Annotated in this window: 26 protein-coding genes; 14 read left to right on the forward strand and 12 right to left on the reverse strand. The window is 35.0% G+C overall.

Features of this window, described 5'->3' with window-relative positions; all coding sequences use genetic code 11:
- Nucleotides 1–59 precede the first annotated feature (59 nt).
- Both K5782_RS07005 and K5782_RS07010 read left to right on the forward strand, forming a co-directional pair.
- Nucleotides 60–308, forward strand: coding sequence for a hypothetical protein (locus K5782_RS07005; protein ID WP_297465255.1), 249 nt, complete (start codon nucleotides 60–62; stop codon nucleotides 306–308).
- 84 nt (nucleotides 309–392) lie between these two features.
- Nucleotides 393–605, forward strand: a complete 213-nt coding sequence (locus tag K5782_RS07010) for a hypothetical protein (protein WP_297465257.1) — start codon at nucleotides 393–395, stop codon at nucleotides 603–605.
- A gap of 13 nt (nucleotides 606–618) precedes the next feature.
- Here K5782_RS07010 and K5782_RS07015 read toward each other — a convergent pair whose 3' ends face one another.
- Entirely contained in the window at nucleotides 619–1,308 is a 690-nt protein-coding gene (locus K5782_RS07015; RefSeq protein ID WP_297465259.1) for a hypothetical protein, read from the reverse strand.
- 104 nt (nucleotides 1,309–1,412) lie between these two features.
- On the opposite strand from K5782_RS07015, the gene K5782_RS07020 reads away from it, so the two are divergent.
- Complete coding sequence (locus K5782_RS07020; RefSeq protein ID WP_297465261.1) at nucleotides 1,413–1,619, forward strand: hypothetical protein; 207 nt, start codon at nucleotides 1,413–1,415, stop codon at nucleotides 1,617–1,619.
- Here K5782_RS07020 and K5782_RS07025 read toward each other — a convergent pair.
- Genes K5782_RS07025 through pth2 form a run of 4 tightly spaced genes read right to left on the reverse strand, consistent with a single transcriptional unit; the run spans nucleotide 1,609 to nucleotide 5,064 of the window.
- The gene (locus K5782_RS07025; protein ID WP_297465263.1) at nucleotides 1,609–1,839 is read right to left on the reverse strand and encodes an Lrp/AsnC ligand binding domain-containing protein; all 231 of its coding nucleotides are present in this window, start codon (nucleotides 1,837–1,839) and stop codon (nucleotides 1,609–1,611) included. The genes K5782_RS07020 and K5782_RS07025 overlap by 11 nt on opposite strands.
- Nucleotides 1,840–1,897: 58 nt before the next feature.
- The gene (truD, locus tag K5782_RS07030; RefSeq protein WP_297465266.1) at nucleotides 1,898–3,094 is read right to left on the reverse strand and encodes a tRNA pseudouridine(13) synthase TruD; all 1,197 of its coding nucleotides are present in this window, start codon (nucleotides 3,092–3,094) and stop codon (nucleotides 1,898–1,900) included.
- Nucleotides 3,091–4,659, reverse strand: coding sequence for a lyase (locus K5782_RS07035; RefSeq protein WP_366069509.1), 1,569 nt, complete (start codon nucleotides 4,657–4,659; stop codon nucleotides 3,091–3,093). Before K5782_RS07035 ends, truD begins: the two co-directional genes overlap by 4 nt.
- A gap of 51 nt (nucleotides 4,660–4,710) precedes the next feature.
- Complete coding sequence (gene pth2 / locus K5782_RS07040; RefSeq protein ID WP_297465269.1) at nucleotides 4,711–5,064, reverse strand: peptidyl-tRNA hydrolase Pth2; 354 nt, start codon at nucleotides 5,062–5,064, stop codon at nucleotides 4,711–4,713.
- Between the two features lie 66 nt (nucleotides 5,065–5,130).
- Here pth2 and K5782_RS07045 point away from each other — a divergent pair, with 66 nt between their 5' ends.
- Genes K5782_RS07045 through K5782_RS07065 form a run of 5 tightly spaced genes read left to right on the forward strand, consistent with a single transcriptional unit; the run spans nucleotide 5,131 to nucleotide 9,260 of the window.
- Entirely contained in the window at nucleotides 5,131–6,267 is a 1,137-nt protein-coding gene (locus K5782_RS07045) for an NAD(P)/FAD-dependent oxidoreductase (RefSeq protein WP_366069511.1), read from the forward strand.
- A 51-nt stretch (nucleotides 6,268–6,318) separates the two neighbouring features.
- On the forward strand, nucleotides 6,319–6,498 hold the full coding sequence (locus K5782_RS07050) for a zinc finger domain-containing protein (RefSeq protein ID WP_255458197.1): 180 nt from the start codon (nucleotides 6,319–6,321) through the stop codon (nucleotides 6,496–6,498).
- A gap of 4 nt (nucleotides 6,499–6,502) precedes the next feature.
- On the forward strand, nucleotides 6,503–6,784 hold the full coding sequence (locus K5782_RS07055; protein ID WP_007551058.1) for an elongation factor 1-beta: 282 nt from the start codon (nucleotides 6,503–6,505) through the stop codon (nucleotides 6,782–6,784).
- An 8-nt stretch (nucleotides 6,785–6,792) separates the two neighbouring features.
- Nucleotides 6,793–8,961, forward strand: a complete 2,169-nt coding sequence (locus tag K5782_RS07060; RefSeq protein WP_297465275.1) for a CDC48 family AAA ATPase — start codon at nucleotides 6,793–6,795, stop codon at nucleotides 8,959–8,961.
- A gap of 2 nt (nucleotides 8,962–8,963) precedes the next feature.
- Complete coding sequence (locus K5782_RS07065; protein WP_297465277.1) at nucleotides 8,964–9,260, forward strand: hypothetical protein; 297 nt, start codon at nucleotides 8,964–8,966, stop codon at nucleotides 9,258–9,260.
- A 7-nt stretch (nucleotides 9,261–9,267) separates the two neighbouring features.
- Here the strand turns inward: K5782_RS07065 and K5782_RS07070 are convergent, their stop codons facing one another.
- Nucleotides 9,268–10,176: a heme o synthase gene (locus tag K5782_RS07070; protein WP_297465279.1), complete on the reverse strand. Its 909-nt coding sequence runs from the start codon at nucleotides 10,174–10,176 to the stop codon at nucleotides 9,268–9,270.
- Between the two features lie 73 nt (nucleotides 10,177–10,249).
- Between K5782_RS07070 and K5782_RS07075 the strand changes: the two genes are divergently transcribed.
- Nucleotides 10,250–11,341 carry a plastocyanin/azurin family copper-binding protein gene (locus tag K5782_RS07075; protein WP_297465281.1) on the forward strand — a complete coding sequence of 364 codons (1,092 nt, stop codon included), beginning with the start codon at nucleotides 10,250–10,252 and terminating at the stop codon, nucleotides 11,339–11,341.
- Between the two features lie 2 nt (nucleotides 11,342–11,343).
- A complete protein-coding gene (locus K5782_RS07080) occupies nucleotides 11,344–11,745 on the forward strand; it encodes a M67 family metallopeptidase (RefSeq protein WP_297465283.1) in 402 nt (133 codons plus the stop codon).
- 157 nt (nucleotides 11,746–11,902) lie between these two features.
- Here K5782_RS07080 and K5782_RS07085 read toward each other — a convergent pair whose 3' ends face one another.
- Both K5782_RS07085 and K5782_RS07090 read right to left on the reverse strand, forming a co-directional pair.
- Nucleotides 11,903–12,334, reverse strand: a complete 432-nt coding sequence (locus K5782_RS07085; protein ID WP_297465284.1) for an AAA family ATPase — start codon at nucleotides 12,332–12,334, stop codon at nucleotides 11,903–11,905.
- 146 nt (nucleotides 12,335–12,480) lie between these two features.
- Entirely contained in the window at nucleotides 12,481–12,951 is a 471-nt protein-coding gene (locus K5782_RS07090; protein WP_179365220.1) for a DNA starvation/stationary phase protection protein, read from the reverse strand.
- Between the two features lie 137 nt (nucleotides 12,952–13,088).
- On the opposite strand from K5782_RS07090, the gene K5782_RS07095 reads away from it, so the two are divergent.
- Together K5782_RS07095 and K5782_RS07100 are read left to right on the forward strand one after the other, a co-directional pair.
- Nucleotides 13,089–13,346 (forward strand): DUF2024 family protein, encoded by a 258-nt coding sequence (locus tag K5782_RS07095; RefSeq protein WP_007551070.1) that lies wholly within the window; start codon nucleotides 13,089–13,091, stop codon nucleotides 13,344–13,346.
- Nucleotides 13,347–13,411: 65 nt separating this feature from the next.
- Nucleotides 13,412–13,591, forward strand: a complete 180-nt coding sequence (locus tag K5782_RS07100) for a hypothetical protein (protein WP_007551071.1) — start codon at nucleotides 13,412–13,414, stop codon at nucleotides 13,589–13,591.
- On the opposite strand, the gene K5782_RS07105 is transcribed toward K5782_RS07100, so the two are convergent.
- The 4 genes from K5782_RS07105 to K5782_RS07120 form a co-directional block, all read right to left on the reverse strand.
- Nucleotides 13,588–15,627: a sodium-translocating pyrophosphatase gene (locus tag K5782_RS07105; protein ID WP_297465289.1), complete on the reverse strand. Its 2,040-nt coding sequence runs from the start codon at nucleotides 15,625–15,627 to the stop codon at nucleotides 13,588–13,590. The two genes, K5782_RS07100 and K5782_RS07105, sit on opposite strands and share 4 nt — an antisense overlap.
- 52 nt (nucleotides 15,628–15,679) lie before the next feature.
- On the reverse strand, nucleotides 15,680–16,042 hold the full coding sequence (locus K5782_RS07110) for a hypothetical protein (RefSeq protein WP_297465292.1): 363 nt from the start codon (nucleotides 16,040–16,042) through the stop codon (nucleotides 15,680–15,682).
- 150 nt (nucleotides 16,043–16,192) lie between these two features.
- Nucleotides 16,193–16,690 (reverse strand): GTP-dependent dephospho-CoA kinase family protein, encoded by a 498-nt coding sequence (locus K5782_RS07115; protein ID WP_297465294.1) that lies wholly within the window; start codon nucleotides 16,688–16,690, stop codon nucleotides 16,193–16,195.
- 9 nt (nucleotides 16,691–16,699) lie between these two features.
- Nucleotides 16,700–17,803, reverse strand: coding sequence for an Mrp/NBP35 family ATP-binding protein (locus tag K5782_RS07120; RefSeq protein WP_297465296.1), 1,104 nt, complete (start codon nucleotides 17,801–17,803; stop codon nucleotides 16,700–16,702).
- A 41-nt stretch (nucleotides 17,804–17,844) separates the two neighbouring features.
- On the opposite strand from K5782_RS07120, the gene K5782_RS07125 reads away from it, so the two are divergent.
- Both K5782_RS07125 and spt4 read left to right on the forward strand, forming a co-directional pair.
- Nucleotides 17,845–18,543: a DNA-directed RNA polymerase gene (locus K5782_RS07125; protein WP_255458199.1), complete on the forward strand. Its 699-nt coding sequence runs from the start codon at nucleotides 17,845–17,847 to the stop codon at nucleotides 18,541–18,543.
- The gene (gene spt4 / locus K5782_RS07130) at nucleotides 18,544–18,732 is read left to right on the forward strand and encodes a transcription elongation factor subunit Spt4 (protein ID WP_007551079.1); all 189 of its coding nucleotides are present in this window, start codon (nucleotides 18,544–18,546) and stop codon (nucleotides 18,730–18,732) included.
- Nucleotides 18,733–18,742 lie beyond the last annotated feature (10 nt).

Here is an 18,742-nt window from a genome sequence, read left to right on the forward strand (position 1 = left end):
ATTTGATCGTAATTAACTTCTTGAAAAGAATAAATTCAAGAGAATAAGATTTTTGTTGAATGAAAGAACCTCACAATCATGCTCAAGTAGGTTATAGCATGATTTTGGTAGCAGCAAGTCTTACAGCAATTGCCCTTATTGCACTGGCAATAGGTGCAGATGTGCTTTTTGGAGACAATATTCAAAGGGGAAATACGGCTCATTTTGAAGAATGTAAAGCAATTGATTTTAAATCAAAAGACTGTGAGAAATATTGGGATAGAATTAACAACGAAGTATCTGGAATTTATGTAGATCTGGGTAAATAAGTTCAAGACCAAAATAGAAAATTTGATTTATGTCAAGATAATTTATTATTAAAGCATATTAGGTTGATTTCACTAAATTAATCCATGAATGGTTACGAGTTTCCTAAAAGTTCAGAAATCATACAATTGCAAGAGAAGTTAGATACGTTAATTGAACATCATAAACAAAAATGTAAGTTATATGAAAATGCCAGAAAAAGTAAAAACACAGAGATGGCAAATCGTTTGTATGAGGACAGTAAAATTTTATGGAAATCAATTGAAGATATAAAAAAAGAAATTAAAAAATTACAATAATTTAGAAAATAACTTAGTAGCCATTTGCAAAATCTTCCATGGTGTTTAGATTTTTAGTTAGCTTATTCATTGCATAAAATGCACCACCAACGATTCCTGCATGGTAAAATGTATACAAAAATACAGCCGAAGATGTATGATCAGATTTTGTAAAACTTAGAATTAACATGGTAAAGAAAACAAATGTTCCAACGCATGTTACAAGTTTATTGAGTATACCGTCACTCATTCCAACAATTCTCTTTGTGGCACCTGCCATCAATGCAATGCTAGTAAGAATTAGAAAAGTTGCACCGCCGTTTGCAGTTACGTATTCGTTTAACCATGGAAGTAGGCCATCTTTTAATATATCAGATTCAGGCATTGTACTGCCTCCGTTTAATGCAAAGTTTACTGCACTGAACATGCTTCCGATAACAAAGAAGAACAAGAATGTTTTAGCAATGGACCTTTTGAGGGGACTGCGTATCTCACTTGGTTTTACGGCTCGCTCAGTAATTCTCACACCATAAAGAAATCCAATTGCAGCTGCTGGCAGAAACATCAGATTAATCAAAATTGGAGATTCTTGGTTAATTGCTTCAATTTGAGGATAAAATACTAGAAACAAAAGTACGGCAAAGGAAGCAGATACTACAAACAAGATCAAATTAAGATATTTGCGGTCACCAGATGCTGTCTGGTCGTATTCCCAATTGTACATTTTTAAGAATCAGAACGAAATCATTAAAGTTCAAGTCGAAAAATCATTTGGTCAAAGTATCAATTCTCTTTACCCTTTTTACAGACTTCAGCCTAACAAATTCAATGAAATTGATTACTTTGGTAGGTGCTGGGATAACAATTATGGGCGTAATTTTTCATCTTCAAGGCCAATCAATAGTGGGCCCAGAATCATCGTTTATGTATTCAAACCCAGAGTGGGTCAACTATGGAATTCAGATTGCGATGATAGGAACCATAATCATGGCAATTGGAATTAGTTTGAGATTTATTAGAAAATCTAAACGGTAACTCGAAGAGTTATAGTGCTACGAATTTTTCCTACTTTACGAATTTTTGTTGAAATGATATTATTTAGTTGGGTTATGGTTTCAGTCTCTAATGAAACTACAATATCATAATTTCCAAATGTGATAGTACAGTCTTTAATTTCTGGAATCTCTTTTAGTTTTAAATAGATTGAATGTTCTTCGCCAATTTCACAGCTGATCAGCATGTATGCTTTTTCCATTTCAATTGCAATGAAAAACACTACAACTTAAAGACATCTTAGAAAAGATTCTACGATCTCAAAATCCAGATCCTAGTGGATCTTCAGGTTTCATAATTTCACGAAGAACTATAGTAGCAAATGAACCTCGAGATAAAGTAAACTCTACTGTAGTATCTTTTGAGAAATGATCTGTACATTGAATTGCAGCTTGTCTAAATCCCCCTTCACTGCTAATTTCTTGCATCTCTTTGATGAAAAAATCTTTGGGAGTGATTTCTTCAGTCTGAAGAATTTTAGATATCTGAAAATCAAAGCGAGTTTTTTTGTAATACGAATAACCGACAAAAGGCAAAGCAAGAAACTGATCTAGTCCTTTAACATATTTTCCAATAATTCCATGAGAATCATAACAAACATCACCCTCTTTAGCAGCAAAGAGATTTTCACCATCAGTAAATGCGGCACTTAATGTATGATTAAAAAGAAAAGATTGGTAAGCTTGGACGTAAAATCTTCGTAAAGGTAATGGTACTGCATGTATTGCTTTTTGTGGATCATCATGTTCAATCATTTCTTGGAGCACGATTCTTTCAACATCCATTTGTGGAGGAACTTGATCCAAGTATTTTTTGTAATTTGAAGGGTCTGCAAGTTTTTCTCTTATCTCGGTATTTTCTTTAGAGTCATAAGTAGAGGTAAAAGATAGGAGTAAATCGACTGCTTTTTTGAAATTTCGCTGTAAAAGGGCCTTGCCAATAAGATGAGTTACGGCTCTTTTAGAGCCAAATCGTTGGTAACCGTAAAAATTTAGAATTTTATCATATTCTGCAAAGTCAGATAAATTTCCAACACAGTTTGAAATTTTAATGCTAAAATGATTACCAATCATATCTTTTTTTGATAGAGGTTTTTTTACATGGCCAATTTTTTCAAGAGAATATTTTTCGGAAGAATAATTATCAATTGATTTACTTTTGCTATCAGAGCAAACAAATTGTTCAGTAACTGCAGATGCATCCTTTAATCCAAGTGATTTTAATCTAATTCCTGTTTTTTTAAAAATATCAGATAATGCATGGTTGGTATCTATTTTTTTCTTTTTTAGTTTGTATACAGCATAACCATCTTGTTGGATAATTGATTTAAGTGATTTTGGAGAGAGTACTTCATCTACTTTAAAGTGCTCAGATTCATCTTTAATTCGTCCGCCAATTCCATTAAATTTTGTACTATAAACTAAGATTCCTATTTGAGAATCTATTTTTGGTATCACGGTAATATTGTCACTGTAACAAATTTACTAATTGAAACATCTTCAATTTGAGCACCTACCAATACTTTGTATGTTCCAGGAGCTGCTTCATCAGATGCAGAGATTTTTACATCTGCAGTTTTTGGAATACTTAGCTGGAAAGAATGAGAATCACTTGTAGCATCTAAAAATGTTACATAATCAGAGAGTATCAAGTATACATTCTCATCAACGGTACTCTGGGGTGTGACTGTCAGAGAGATATTTTTTGATTCTCCAGGGAGTAGCGAGATATTTTGAGTGTCAAGAGTTACATCAAATGGCAAAGGTACAGAAGTGTCAACTACTCCAATTTTATTTTCCACCCATTCGGTAAACCAGATTTTATCTTTGTATATGGAAAAGTCAAAGACTTGAGCTAAACCACAGTTAAAATTAAGATCACAGTCTCCCCAGGCTGGATTTTTTGATGGAACAAGGTACTCTACAAGAGAATCAGTTTTTGGATCTAATACTGCAATACTGTTTGCAGTTTGTTCGTTAAACACTAACTGACCAACAGAATTACTTTCAATCCAATATGGTCTAGATATTGGAGATTTAATGACGCCAGTGGAATTACCATAAGTGGATACTTTAGGATCAGATGTTGGGTAAGAGATGAATTGGTTTGTGTCTGGATTAAAAGTAAAGATTGCAGAGTTTGAGGTGTCAGCAATCCAAATCAGACCATCAGAAACTGTTAATCCGTTTGGAGTAAGTAAATCAGTTGGTAATTGGAATACTTGAATGAAATCAAGAGCTGGAAGTGAATTTGTATTAGCAGTTGCTATGGAAGTACGATATGCATCTTGATCAAATCTTACAAGTACTCCACCTTGTTGGAAGATCCAATTTGTATACCAGACATTGTTGTCTTCATCGATTGCAAAATCACCAGTTACAGAACCATCTACAGGAGATGGAATATTGAGATAACTTAACTCTGCATCAGATAAAGTAGGGTCTAAGAAAGTGAGTTTGTTTCCATTAAAATCATTTACCACTACTTGTGAGCCAAGTATCTTTAATTTTTGTGGCAGAGAGTCACCATCAGATGGAAAATCAATTCGTTGATATTTTTGATCATCTGTAGTAAATTTCCATATAGAGTCATAAGATTCATCTGTAAACCATACAGAACCGTCAGGAGAATAATCCATTCCCCAGATCATTGAACGACCATTTTGGGGCCAAAGGGGATTTTCAAATTCAGTAAAAGATTCAGAGATAGGATCAAATTTTCCTAGTTTGCCAGTATTTGTTTCTGCAAACCACACGTTTCCGTTATAATCTGTAACTATTGCTAAAGGATTAGTACAAACAGTTGGAATAGAATATTCTTTGATAAATTTGGTAGATTGTGCAGGTGAAGATCCACAAAATTGTGCACGTTGAGAGTCAGGAAAATTATCGGCTGGAGTTCCAGTTTTGGTTATCTCTTCATCTTGGATCATTGGCTGGTTATTTAGAAGCACTCCTGCAGATAGTGACGTCAGCATGATTGTTCCAAAAAATATAGCGACAATGAGGCCTTTTTTCTTCACAAATTAAAAAATAATTAACCCAAGTTATATCTTATTGCAAGAAAAGATCTACTAAAGTAATTTCAAATCGCCAGTAATTTTATCAATTAAATTCTCAGGAGCAGGACCAATTGAAATACAGGTGATAGTTCCTGGAGCGATTTGAGTATGACCAGCATCAGTGACTTCAGACCAGGGAAGGTCCAGATCAATAGCGTGTTTTTTTACTTCTTGCAATTCCTTAATTCCTGAAACTTTGAGTACAACTTTTTCTTGGCCTCCCCACCATTTACTGAACCATTCAGGATGAGATTTTCTTACATGTTCAGCACCTAAAACACAAGCATGACCTACTTGTGCAGCAATCTTTCCTTTTCCCATTTCAAGATCAGTTCTAATTACAATTACTTGCTTGATATCGCCCATAAAGATATCAAAATCATACTTAATGAAAAACTTTTGAGTTAAATAATTGACAATAAAATGAGAATTGTGTATTATGACGTAATAATTGCTGGTGGAAGTGTTGCTGGATTGATTTGTGCAAGAGAAGTGGCAAGAAATAATCACAGCGTTCTTGTAATTGAAGAAGATTATGAAATCGGCACACCAGAACACTGTGGTGGATTAGTAAGCACCGCGGGTCTTGAAGAACTTGGGATAATTCCATTTAGAAAGACTTTTGATCATTTGATAGATTCAGCTGAGATTCATGCACCAAATGGCAATAGTTTTTCTATAAACTCAAAGAAGCAAAAAGTTGCAGAAATTAGTAGAAGAGAGTTAGACAAACAACTAGCACATCAAGCACAGAAAAATGGAGCAGTAATCAAAGTAAGAAATAGTTTTCAAGAAATAACAGATAAAGGAATAAGAACTAACGAAGGAGAAATTGAATGCACAATCTTTGTTGATGCAAGAGGAGTATCATCTTTAATTCATAAAGATAGAACAGGAATTTTATCTTCGGCACAATACGAAATTTATGCGGATTGGATAAAGAAAGGAAGAGTAGAAGTATTTTTAGATCAAGAAAGATATCCAGGATTTTTTGCATGGGTAATACCTTCTGATGAAGGTAAAGGAAAGATAGGAGTTGCAGGAAAAGGAATCAATGTTGCAGAGACAATAGAAAAATTTCTGCAGACAAAGGGAAATTACTCAACAGTAAGGAAAATTTATGCCCCAATTTGGATTAAAGGTCCAATTGAAGAATTCGTAAATGGAAAAACAGTAACAATAGGAGATGCAGCAGGACAAGCAAAGCCAACGACAGCTGGGGGAATTTACTCTAGTGGTATGGGTGGAATGTATGCAGGACAAGCAATTTCAAAATATTTAGAATCAAAGGAAAGATCAGATTTAGAAGAATATCAAAAAAGATGGACCGAGAAATTTGGAAAAGAATTTGAAAAGCAATTGTTTGCAAGAAAGATTTTAGAAAGATTAGATAACAATACAATCAATAAATTATTTGAATCTATATCACCTGAAATAATAAAGGAGATTTCTGAAAAAGATGATTTTGATTTTCATACTGGATCAATTGTAAAATTACTTGGGATCAAAGGATCACTCAAAACTGCTCAGGTCATAATCGGTGGAGAATTTAAAAAACTCCTAAGTTAGAATGCGTAATTTCTAAGCAAGGTATAAATGATGTTTACAGAAAATTGTGGCATGTCATCTACTATTTCGTTACCAGCATGTAGTTGTTGTCACAGACATATTATGCCTAATGATAAATGTGTAAAATTCAATTGCCCAAATTGCGGTGAGAAATTAATTTGGAGATGCGAAAGTTGCAGAGAATCCGCAAAATCATATACTTGTGATTTGTGTCATTCTCAGGGACCTTAGAAAATTGACTCAGTTACTACTAGTTACAAAAATTCTTCCAACTGGAATGGATGTTGATTTAGATAAATTATCAGATTCAATTAAAGGAGTTCTAAAAGAAGGAATACAAATGAAAAGACATGCAAAAGAGCCATTAGCATTTGGATTAGAATTTCTCAAAGCAGAATTTGTTTTAGAAGACAAAGAAGGTCAAATGGATTCACTAGAAGATGCTGTTAAATCAGTTGAGGGAGTAAGTGAATTCGAAGTACTCAACATGAGTAGAATGTCTGTGGACATGAAATAGGTGATTTTTTGGTACGCAAAGATGAACCTTTGCAGATGAGAGTTGGTGAAGCTAAACAGAGAGATGTTGGTAAAAAGCGCGCCAGAGTCGGACCAGAAGCAATGGACCAGCTCAAAGTCACACCAGGAGATATCATTGAAGTTATGGGGTCAAGAACCAGCTGTGCCGTTGTTTGGCCAGTAGATGAAGATGAAAAATCTCCAGATATTATCAGAATTGATGGACAGACAAGGAAGAATGTGGGAGCATCATTAAATGATATTGTAAAAATTAGAAAGGCAACATCAAAGATTGCAAAATCAGTAGTGTTGATTCCAGTTAATGATTCAGTTACAGTCGATAAAGAGTTTACAGATTTTGTAAAAAATAGATTGAAAGGATTGCCAATTACACATGGGGATGAAATTTCAGTTATGATTTTAGGAAACTCGATGGACTTTAAGATTAGCAAGACATCTCCAAAACACATTGTAAAGATTGACAGATCAACTACCCTCACAATATCTGCCGAAGCTTCAGGAGATAGGAAATCAAGAGTAACTTATGAAGAAGTTGGAGGATTAGGTCATGAAATTAAAGCAATGAGAGAAATTGTTGAGCTTCCATTAAAGCATCCAGAGTTATTTGTAAGATTAGGAGTAGAGCCGCACAGTGGAGTTTTGTTGTATGGTCCTCCAGGTTGTGGTAAGACATTGATTGCAAAAGTTCTTGCAAGTGAATCAGAGGCAAACATGTTTTCAATTAATGGTCCAGAAATTATGAACAAGTATTACGGAGAAACAGAAGCAAAGCTTAGAGACATCTTCAAAGAAGCTAAAGATAATTCCCCAAGTATTATTTTTATTGATGAAATTGATGCGATTGCTCCAAAAAGAGAAGAAGCATACGGAGATGTAGAAAAAAGAGTAGTAGCCCAGTTATTGGCATTGATGGATGGTCTCAATGACAGAGGAAATGTAATTGTTCTTGGAGCAACCAACAGACCAGAAAGTATTGATCCTGCACTTAGAAGACCTGGAAGATTTGACAGAGAGTTTGAGATATCAGTTCCAAATGATGATGGTAGATTAGAGATTCTCATAATTCACACAAGAGGAATGCCAGTTGCAGCAGATGTTGACCTTAAAGACTTGGCTGCAGAATTACATGGATATACTGGGGCAGATATCAAGTCACTTTGCAGAGAAGCTGCACTAAAATCAATTCGACGTTATCTCCCTGAAATTGATTTAGAGACTGAGAAAATCTCATCAGAGGTTTTAGAATCAATGCAAATAAAATTAAGCGACTTTTACGATGCAATGCATGATGTAATTCCTACAGCAATGAGAGAGTTTTACGTTGAAAGACCAAAAGTATGGTGGCATGATGTTGGAGGATTAGATGAGATCAAAAAATCATTAACAGATAATCTTATTGTAGCTATGAAAGAGCCAACTAAATTTACAAAGATGGGGATAAAACCACCAAAAGGTGCGCTAATTTATGGTCCTCCTGGTTGTGGTAAGACGTTGATTGCAAGGGCATTAGCTACTGAGACCGGAGCCAATATGATACTAGTCAAAGGTCCAGAGATTCTTTCAAAATGGATAGGTGAATCAGAAAAAGCTGTAAGAGAAATTTTCAGAAAAGCAAAAACATCATCGCCATGTGTTGTAATTTTTGATGAACTAGATTCACTTGCACGAATCAAATCTGGAGAAGGTGGAGTAGGCGAAACGGTTCTTAGTCAGTTGTTAACTGAGATTGAAGAAGGTACATCATCACGGGTAGCTGTAATTGGAATTACAAATAGACCAGACGTTTTAGATAACTCGTTACTTAGAACGGGAAGATTAGATATTGTACTTTATGTTCCACCACCAGACGATAAAGGCAGATTGGAAATTATCAAGATTTTGACAAAGAAAATGCCACTTGCAAGTGATGTAAAGTTAGAAGAGATTGCAGTTGCCACTCAAAATTATACAGGAGCTGATTTAGCTGCACTTTGCAGAGAATCAGCAGTTCAAGCAATGAGAAGCAATAATGCAAAAATTACAAACTCTGACTTTGCTAAAGGTATGAAGCAGATTAAACCATCAATCACTAAAGAAGTGGATCAATGGTACAAGACGGTAAGAGAAAGTATATCTAATGTCGTACCTAAAGTAGGAGATAAATCATTTTACGGATAAAAATGGCAATACCACTAAGAAACAAAGTATTTGAAAAGATCAAAGAAGTAAATTCTCTTACAGATGTAGAGTTGTACAAAGCTTTGACCAAAGACGGGATGATTATCTCTGAAGACAAATTCAATAAACTATTGCTGGATTTGGAAATTTTAGGGTTAATCAAAGTTGCATGGATTACAAAAGATGCACGAAGAATAGAAGTGGTAGTGATAAAAGAAGAGATAGACATTGTAGATGAGCAAAATCAGGAAATGATGGAAAAAGATTATGAAGCAAGCTTTCCTGGCTTTGAAAAATAATTAATTTTTAGAATAGTGGGAAATGAAATGCTGCATCTAATGCAACTGCAACAAAAATTATTGTAAGATAAGGAGCAGTTACTTTGTATGCCTTCCATGCAAATTCAGATGTAGGAGTCTTTGTTAGTTTGTAATGATATGCCAACATCAAACCACCAGAGACTGCAGCGATTGCAGTGTAAACAATTCCCATACCAAATGCAGGAAGAATCATCGAGTATGGAAGTAGGATCAATGTATTTCCTAGAATGTATTTTGATGTTCTTTGCATTCCAATTACTACTGGCAACATTGGAATGTTTGCTTGTGCATATTCATCTTTAATCTTCATTGCAAGACACCAAAAGTGTGATGGGGTCCATACAAATACCAAAAAGCCAACTAGGAATCCCAAGATATCCATACTGCCTGTTGCAGCAGACCAACCAGCCCAAGCTGCAGCGCTGCCAGCAATTCCACCAATTACTATATTTGATGTGTTTAATCGCTTAAGCCACACTGTGTAAATAATTACGTAAGAGAAAATTCCTAGTGCAATAAAAAATGCAGATACTGGATTTAATGCAAAAAATCCGTAAATTACAGAGACACAACTTACAACAACTCCATAAAGTAATACGTGAGATGCTGCCATTCTACCAGAGGGAATTGGTCTAGTGCTGGTTCGGGTCATTTTTGGATCAATGTCTTTATCATAATAATGGTTCAAGGCACTTGAACCAGCAGATGCCAAAGCTCCTGCAATAATAATATGCAAATAATGAATTAATTCAATTGGATTTTCAGTCGGAATTAGTTTATTTGCAGCATACATCGATGTAACAGCTGTAATTACCAATAGTACAACGATTCGTGGTTTGGATATTTCCAATATTTCCTTAAATCCCAATCTCACTATATCCAAATCAGAAGCCATTTAATTTATTCGACTTTAATGATCTGATGTATTTCAAAAGGAATAAGTATCACAATCCTAACAGCTAGCTTGAATGAGTAATTGGGACCTCATGATGCCAGGCATGGGATTGACAGCTATTGGAGTTGCAGGTGTGACAATATCGTATTCAGGAATAGCTCACACCTTTGTAGATGGAATGCATGCTCTAACTGGTCTAACTATGTTTGTTGGATTGATCTTTTTGGCAGCAGGTATCTTAGATGGGGGTGTCTCTACTAGTAATAGGGCCAAAGCAACTACCCTAGTAATCGTATCAATTGTGTTATCTTTTGCAACATTTGGACTTACAATGAACTCTTCAAATTACACCATTACACTTGCAGGACTCTTAATGGCCATTGCATTTCCATCAATAATTATATCATATCTAATAATGAAGATGCCACAGTATGCTAAACCAGTAGGTGCCATAGTTGGAATGGCAGCTGCTACTGGAATTATCATGTGGTTTGCATTTGGTCTAGTTAGTCCAGATACATATATGATCAATGAGCCTATAATTGAAGAGATTAAAGAAGAGATAGTAGTATCTTCAGCTCCAATATATCCAATAACAATTTTGGAAAAATCAGATGTGCAAGGAAATCCAGATTATGATCCAGATGTGGCACATGTTCCAAAAGGTAATGTTGTTGAATGGACTAATGTGGATGCAGTAGTACACACAGTTACTAGCTCTGCTGACTTTGGAGACACATTTAACTCAAATATGATAAATGCTGGTGAGAAATTTTCACTAGATACAAACAATCTTGATGTTGGGGAATATGAATACATGTGCATAGTACATCCTTGGATGATTGCAACTTTGATAATTGAAGAACCAAAAGAGGATGTCAAAGTCGTAATTCCACAAGGGGCTGGAATAATTAGTGAAGGTCAGGTCTATTATGATCCACAAGTAATTCAGATTGAATCTGGAACAACTGTTGTTTGGGAGAATGCAGATAGTGCAATGCATACAGTAACTTCAGGTAGTGCAGAGACAGGAGCAGATGGAAAGTTTGATTCAGAGATGATGGCAGCTGGTGATTCATTTAAACACTCATTTAATTCTCCAGGAAAGATAGATTACTTTTGCATGTTACATCCTTGGATGGTTGGTACTGTAGAAGTACAATAGATTTGAAATTAATAATTACAGAATCTCAAAAAAATATACTAGCAAATTATGCAGATAGTGAAAGACCAAATGAGTCGTGTGCTGTTTTATTTGGCGCTGCAAATGACGAACAATCTACAGTAAAAGAGATATTTCTTACACAAAATATCGAAGAATCACCAGTCAATTTTACAATATCAAATGATGAATTACTCAAAGTCTACAAAACTGCAGAAGATAAAAAAATGCAGGTTGTAGGAATATTTCATTCTCATCCAAATTCAGAGGCATATCCATCAGAGACAGATAAGAAATTCATGCAAAGTAATCCCGTAATATGGGTGATTTATTCAGGAGTAACAAATGACTTTAAAGCATATTTTCTAGAATCTGAAATAATTCAAGTTGCAATTGAAGTAAATTAACTATCTAACTGAAACTCGTTTTTTAGTATTTTTTCATTTTTTTGTAATTTTTTTAGCTCTTCAGCATTTGTTTTACGAGTTTTACTTGTTGCCATATAGTAGAGTAATTTTTTCTAGTAGTTTAATATGTTGAAAAAAATCAATTTTGGTTTCAAACTTAGGTACCTCTAGGTTGTTCATAGTCTTTTTTAATAATTAATTCATCAAAGCCTTCATCAATTACTGGTGTTTCAAGTTCTTTGAGTTGTTTGTAAATTACAGTTAGTGGAAATGGGTCATGTCTACTTTTTTGTCTTTTTTCAAGTAACCCCCTTGATGTATTCATCAAGATTCCTCTTACTTTGGCATTGTATTTTTTTGCAAGATCTATGTGTTGCTTTCGTATGGAAGTAGTCAGATTGGTGTCATCAATTACAACATTTTTTCCTGCTTTTAGACATTCTTCGATGTATTCAAGTTCCTTTTTTCTATTATTATCAAAAAAGGATAATGCTATACGTTCATGATCAAAATTTGCCTTAATGTAAGTGGTCTTTCCACTCAGCGCAACTCCAATCATTAAAACATATTCTAATTTTGACACATACATCTCATACTAATCAAAGATTTAAAATTAGATTTTTGTTTTAAGCAGGATTACAACTGAATTAACAGAATATACAATAATACTTTCTTCTGTATTGAAATATCATTTTTTATTCATAAAAAAAATACTAATATAAAAAAGTAAAAAAATTATGCGAGAAATGCTCGTAGCATCCAAGCCATCTTTTCATGTTTTTCCATGAGGCCTGTTAAGAAATCAGATGTTCCTGCATCACCAAGTTTTGCACATGTCTCAAGGTCTTGTCTTAATGCACGAATCACAGATTCATGATCATCTAATAGATTTCTAAGCATTGTTTTTGGTTCAGGATAGGTATCTGGTTGTTCTTTTAGTCTACTATTGCCAATAAACTCTGCAAGTGTTGCCTTTGCTTTACCACCTAATGCTCTATTTCTCTCTGCAACGTCATCGATGACTTGATCTATTTCCTCATATTGAGACTCGAAGAATTTGTGTAGATCATTGAATTGCATTCCAATTACATTCCAATGATAGTTTCTTGTCTTTGTGTACAAGATGTATTCGTCAGATACAAGACGATTTAGAATGTCAGAGATGTTTTTAGAATTTTCAGACGATATTCCGATGTTAGTTTCCATAATAATTTTTTATCAATCATAAAATAAAAGGGTTGTTTTGACTTTCAGAAAGATTACAAATTTTATTTCATTATACAATTGTAGAACGAGTATGCCCAGAGTTTTTGAATTAAATATCCCTTCTTTCAAATAAAATCATGGAAATTCATGTATACGACACATATGTCAAAGCCAAAGATGGTCATACCATGCACTTTGATGTAATTACTGGTGAAAAAGATCACAACAAAGCCATTGCATATGGTAAAGAGTGGTTAAAATCAGTAGGTGAGCCAAACGCCCAAATGACTACAAATGAATGTCAATTTTGTCATTCACAAGGTGCACCAGAACCTGTAGAACGGGCAATTAAGGAAAAAGGTTATTTCATCCAAAAGATGGAAGGCTGTCCTTAAACATCTTTTTTCCTTTTTTAATTATTTTGATCTATATTTTTTAGGCAAGATATTTTTTGTAAAGTATGACAGAACAATATGCAAAGTGGACAGTTGAAGGAGATAAAAAAACAAAATGGATTTGCGGATGTTTTCTAACTGCAGATGATTATTTTAAATTCTGCAAAAATCATAACGACATTTTGAAAAAAGCAATTCAGACACAGATTGATGAATTGGATATGACTTTAGTTATAGAAGACTAGAGTGCAAGTATTGCAATAAATGCAGATACAAAGACGATTGCAATTGTATTTAGTAATTTAATTACAGTGTTTAATGCAGGGCCTGCGGTATCTTTGTAAGGATCACCAATGATATCACCAACTACTGCTACTTTGTGGATTTCAGTTCCTTTATCACCTTGCATCTCTACTAGTTTCTTTGCATTATCCCATGCACCACCAGTATTTGCCAAATGATATGCAAGTGGAATTCCAGTAACTACTGCACCCATAAGTAATCCGGCAACAGCTGTTGGGCCCAACAAAATACCTAAAACAATTGGTGAAATAATTGCAATTACTGCAGGTTTCCAAAGTTCTTTAATGGATGCAGCAGTTGCAATGTCTACACATTTTGCATAATCAGGCTTTGAAGTTCCTTCTAAAATTCCAGCGTCTGATTTGAATTGTCGTCTAACTTCATCTACCATCTTTCCAGCAGCACGAGATACACCATTGATTAGTTGTCCAGTGATAATAAATGGAATTAATCCACCAACCAACAATCCTACAATAACTGTTACATTTGTTAATCCATAATTCAATGCTAAAACTCCTTCAAAGATGTGGGCTGCTTCAAATTGGAATGCCTGTATCATTGCAAGCGCGGCCAATCCAGCACTGGCAATAGCAAATCCTTTGGTTACCGCCTTTGTTGTGTTTCCTACAGCATCAATTTCATCAGTGACTTTTCTGTTTTCTTCGCCCATTCCAGTCATCTCAACAATGCCACCTGCATTATCTGCAATTGGTCCAAATGCATCGATGCTAAGTACAATTCCTGCAAGACTAAGCATAGCCATTGCAGTTAATGAAGTTCCAAAGATTCCATATAATATTGGGTCGGCACCTTCAGGTGCAGCATTAGAAGCAATACTAAATGAAACTATAATTGCAATAATTAATGCAATCATAAATGGTCCGGTGGATTGCATTCCTTTGATAATTCCCATCAATGTTAGTGATGCGTATCCCCATTTTGCAGATTCAACAATCTCTTGAACTGGTTTGTATTTGTAATTGGTATATCTGTCTGTAATCTTTTGAATGACTGGTACTAGTATGACACCAATCACAGTAGTTGCAAATAATGCATATGCGATTGCAGTTTGTCCGATAAAGTAGTAAGTGAAAACAAAATTCAGTCCAATTGCAATTGCTGCAGAGACATAAAATGACAAGTTAAGAGGTTTCATAACATCAGTAATATTTGCAGAACGCACAATAACAATTCCAATAATTGATGCAATCATTCCAGATGCTCCGATTAGAATTGGGTACATGAAGATTTCAGGAGCACCAATTAGTGCTGCGATAAGTAATGATGCAAGTATTGTAACAATGTAAGATTCGTAAACATCAGAACCCATTCCTGCAGCGTCACCTACATTATCACCGACGTTGTCAGCAATTGTTGCAGGATTTCTAGGATCATCTTCAGGAATGTTTGCTTCAACTTTTCCTACCAAGTCTGCTCCCATGTCTGCGGCCTTGGTGAAGATGCCACCGCCAATTCTGATAAATAATGCAATGAGACTTGCACCGATACCAACTCCAGCAATGGTGATTGGGTCAGGATAAACCATGTAAAGTCCAGTAATTGCCAACAATGCCATTGCAGGAACTGCCAGACCAACTGTTGCACCGCCTCTAAAAGCCATTGCAAATGTCTTGCCTAGTCCACTGCTACTTAGATGGGCAGCTCTAACTGCTGCTTTAACTGTGATTTTTAATGAAATAAGTCCTGCAACTGCAGAAAGTGTTGCACCTACTGCAAATGCTAACCCGTTTGAAAACCCGATAAAAAAACCGATAATAACTGATAATGCGATGGCTATTGGAATAATTATTTTCATCTCTCGTCTCAAAAATGCAGCTGCACCAACTTTGACGGCGTTTGAAATCTCCATCATCTCTTTGGTACCTGAAGGTTGCTTTGAGATCCATGCAACTATACCTAGAGCAACGATAAATGAAGCAATGCCTGCCGCGATAGGCAAAATCAGTTGAAGATCCATACTATAATTTGCTTGCCTGAGATTAGGAAATATAAATCAATTAGGAAATAGATTATTTTCTTTTTTGATAGGGCAAAAATGTTTTTCCTCGTAATCCTTGCCTAACTAATTTGTTGAATCTCTTACCATGTGCAAGATATGGAAATCTCATGTGAATTAATTCGTGAACTAGTGTATTTTCTAAGGTCTTTTCATCTGGGATTTTTCTAATATTGATAAAAACAAGATTATGTTGCAAATATGAAACTCCATAGTATTTGTAAGCTGAAGTTCTCCTACCTTCAGTCATCTCTTTTGGCATTTCAAGTACTTCTTTTGTGGTAAGTAGGATTTTAGGTTCTGGTATTGAGAAACGATTAGAGTAAACTCCAACTTTTTCTAGTATTTGTAATTTTAGTTCAGGATCTAACTTCACAGTTATTTTTGATAAAATGGATGTTTATTCTAAAATGTCAACTCTTGTACAAGAGTTGGTGTATTATGTTTTGGATGTTGAGAATTAATAGGGTCAGAATATTTTGTAGTGTAATCACAAATCATACAGCCACCGGCTCATCATACCCCTTTATTCCATTGAATCAAGTAATCTTTGTGTTTTATTTCTAATTTCTGGAGTTACCTTAACTATGACTAATCCTTCGTTTGGCTGACCGTATAGCACTACAGAGTTTTCAGGCGCATGAATACATACTGGAATTACTAGTAGGTCCTCTTCACCTACAACAGTTAGTCTTACAGGTGTCTTTGAGGTAAATGCTTTTTTGATGATATCAATACTTACTGAAGTGATTTCAGCTGCAGGATTATTACATGAAAGTTCGGTGTATACAATTGGAGACATTGTTGGTTCTCGCTTTATTCGTTTTTCATAATTATCAATAATTTGTAAAGAAGGGATTAAACCAAATGAGATCATCTTTTCAGTTGTTCTATCTCCAACTGTAATGATGTAAGAATTTTTTCCGAGATGTTTTTCAATGTTTGATTTTGATACTTGATTTTCAGGAATTAAAATTCCCATTGGAATTTTCAGTTGGGCTCTAAGAGAATCAGGTAATTTCACAAAAATCGCTTAGTTTGTTTTTGGAGTATCTTCAGGTGCCTCTGCAGACTTCATCTCGTCTTGCATCTTTGCAGCAAGAATACTACATTGGGCTGCGATATTTTTTGCACTGGTTCTAAATGCAAGTGCACTTGGAGAATCAGGGCTAGTAATCATTATTGGTTTACCTAAATCAGAACCAGACATTATTCCAGAGTTTAATGGAATTTCACCTAAGAATGGAATTTTAAATTGTTCACTGATTTTTTGTGCACCGCCATCACCAAAGATATAGTGTTTATCGTTGCAGCTTGGACAGATAAAGTGACTCATGTTTTCTACAACACCAATAATTGGGACGTTTAATTTTTCAAACATGCTGATTGCTTTTACTGCAACATTACTTGCTACATCTTGCGGAGTTGTTACAACCAAAATTCCGGTAATTGGAATTGTTTGTGCAAGTGTTAGTGGGATATCACCAGTACCTGGTGGAAGATCAACAATTAGATAATCTAAATCAGACCAATTAGTGTCAACTAAAAATTGTTTTAAGATTCCTGAAATGATTGGGCCTCGATAAATTGCTGCCTGGTGTGATTGTTCTGCAAAAAATCCAAAAGAGACTACTTGAAGGCCATTATACTTTGCTGGTTGTAGTTTATTATCTTCTACTTCCATGTGACCACTCTTCATGCCAAGCATCAGAGGAATACTTGGACCATAGATATCAGCATCAAGTAAACCAACTTTAGCTCCAGTTTGTTGTAAAGCTAAAGCCAAATTCAAAGAGACAGTAGATTTTCCTACGCCACCTTTGCCACTTGCAACTCCGATAATATTTTTGACAGTTGCCATACCAGTATCTGCATCAAGGGAACGGCCTTCCATTACTTTTGCAGTTACTTTCATATCAAAATTTTTGAGTTCTTTGAGTTCGCCAATTGCTTTTCTTACATCATCTTCAATCTCCACATTAAATGGACATGCAGGAGTGGTAAGCTCCAATGTAAATTTTAGATTATTATCATTGAGTTCAAGATCTTTGATCATTCCCATAGATACAATGTCTTTTTTCAAATCAGGATCAATTACTGTGCTAAGTTTTTCGAGAACTTGATCTACTCCGACCATTGGGTCAAAAAGTCGCTTTACATTATTTAAACATAGGTTAGATGAGTAAAAAAACGCAGATTATTTGGAAAATTGATAAAAATTTACTCAAACAAAGCGTAAATTACCCAAAGATTCATAAATTCAAATTCAACAAAAACACACAGTTGTTTTCTATATCCACCCTAGTTGATGTTGTTAGGATTCCACCAAGCTTGTTTGGAACCGCACTCAAAAAGGCTGCAACAAACATTCTCAAAGACAAGTATGAGAGCATGATTAATGCAGAATTAGGTTACATCATTATGATTTTAGATGCCAAAGTTGACGAAATGGGAAAGATGATTGCTGGAGACGGTGGAACTTTTCACAGAGTAGAATTTGAAGCATTGACATTTTATCCAAAACTCCAAGAAATTGTTCAAGGAGAAATTGTAGACATTACAGACTTTGGAGCATTTGTAAGAATTGGTCCAACTGATGCATTGCTACACTTGTCACAAGTTATGGATGACTATCTAAAGAGCGATGTAAAGTCTGGAATGATTTTAGCTAATCAAAGTGGTAGAACATTAAAAGTGGGTTCCACACTTAGAGCAAGAATTACTGCAGTATCATTAGGTAAAGCTGCTGCAATGGGAAAGATTGGAATTACATGCAGACAACCATTCCTTGGTGCAGATGCATGGATTGCAGAAGAGATTAAAAAATCATCTGGCGGTTCTAGTGATTCAAAAGAAGCTAAAGTAGAGGCAAGTTAAATGGCTCGAGAGATGGCTTGTAGAAAATGCAAGTTTGTAACTACAGGTAAAGTTTGTCCAGCATGTAAATCATCGGATTTGACACCAGACTGGAATGGAGTAGTACTAGTTGTAGACCCAACAAATTCTCAAATTTCAAAGACATTGGGAATTAAACAAAAAGGCAAGTACGCAATCAAAGTTACGTAAAATCTTTAAA

The sequence above is a fragment of the Nitrosarchaeum sp. genome (genome assembly GCF_025699065.1).
Classification (GTDB): Archaea; Thermoproteota; Nitrososphaeria; order Nitrososphaerales; family Nitrosopumilaceae; genus Nitrosarchaeum.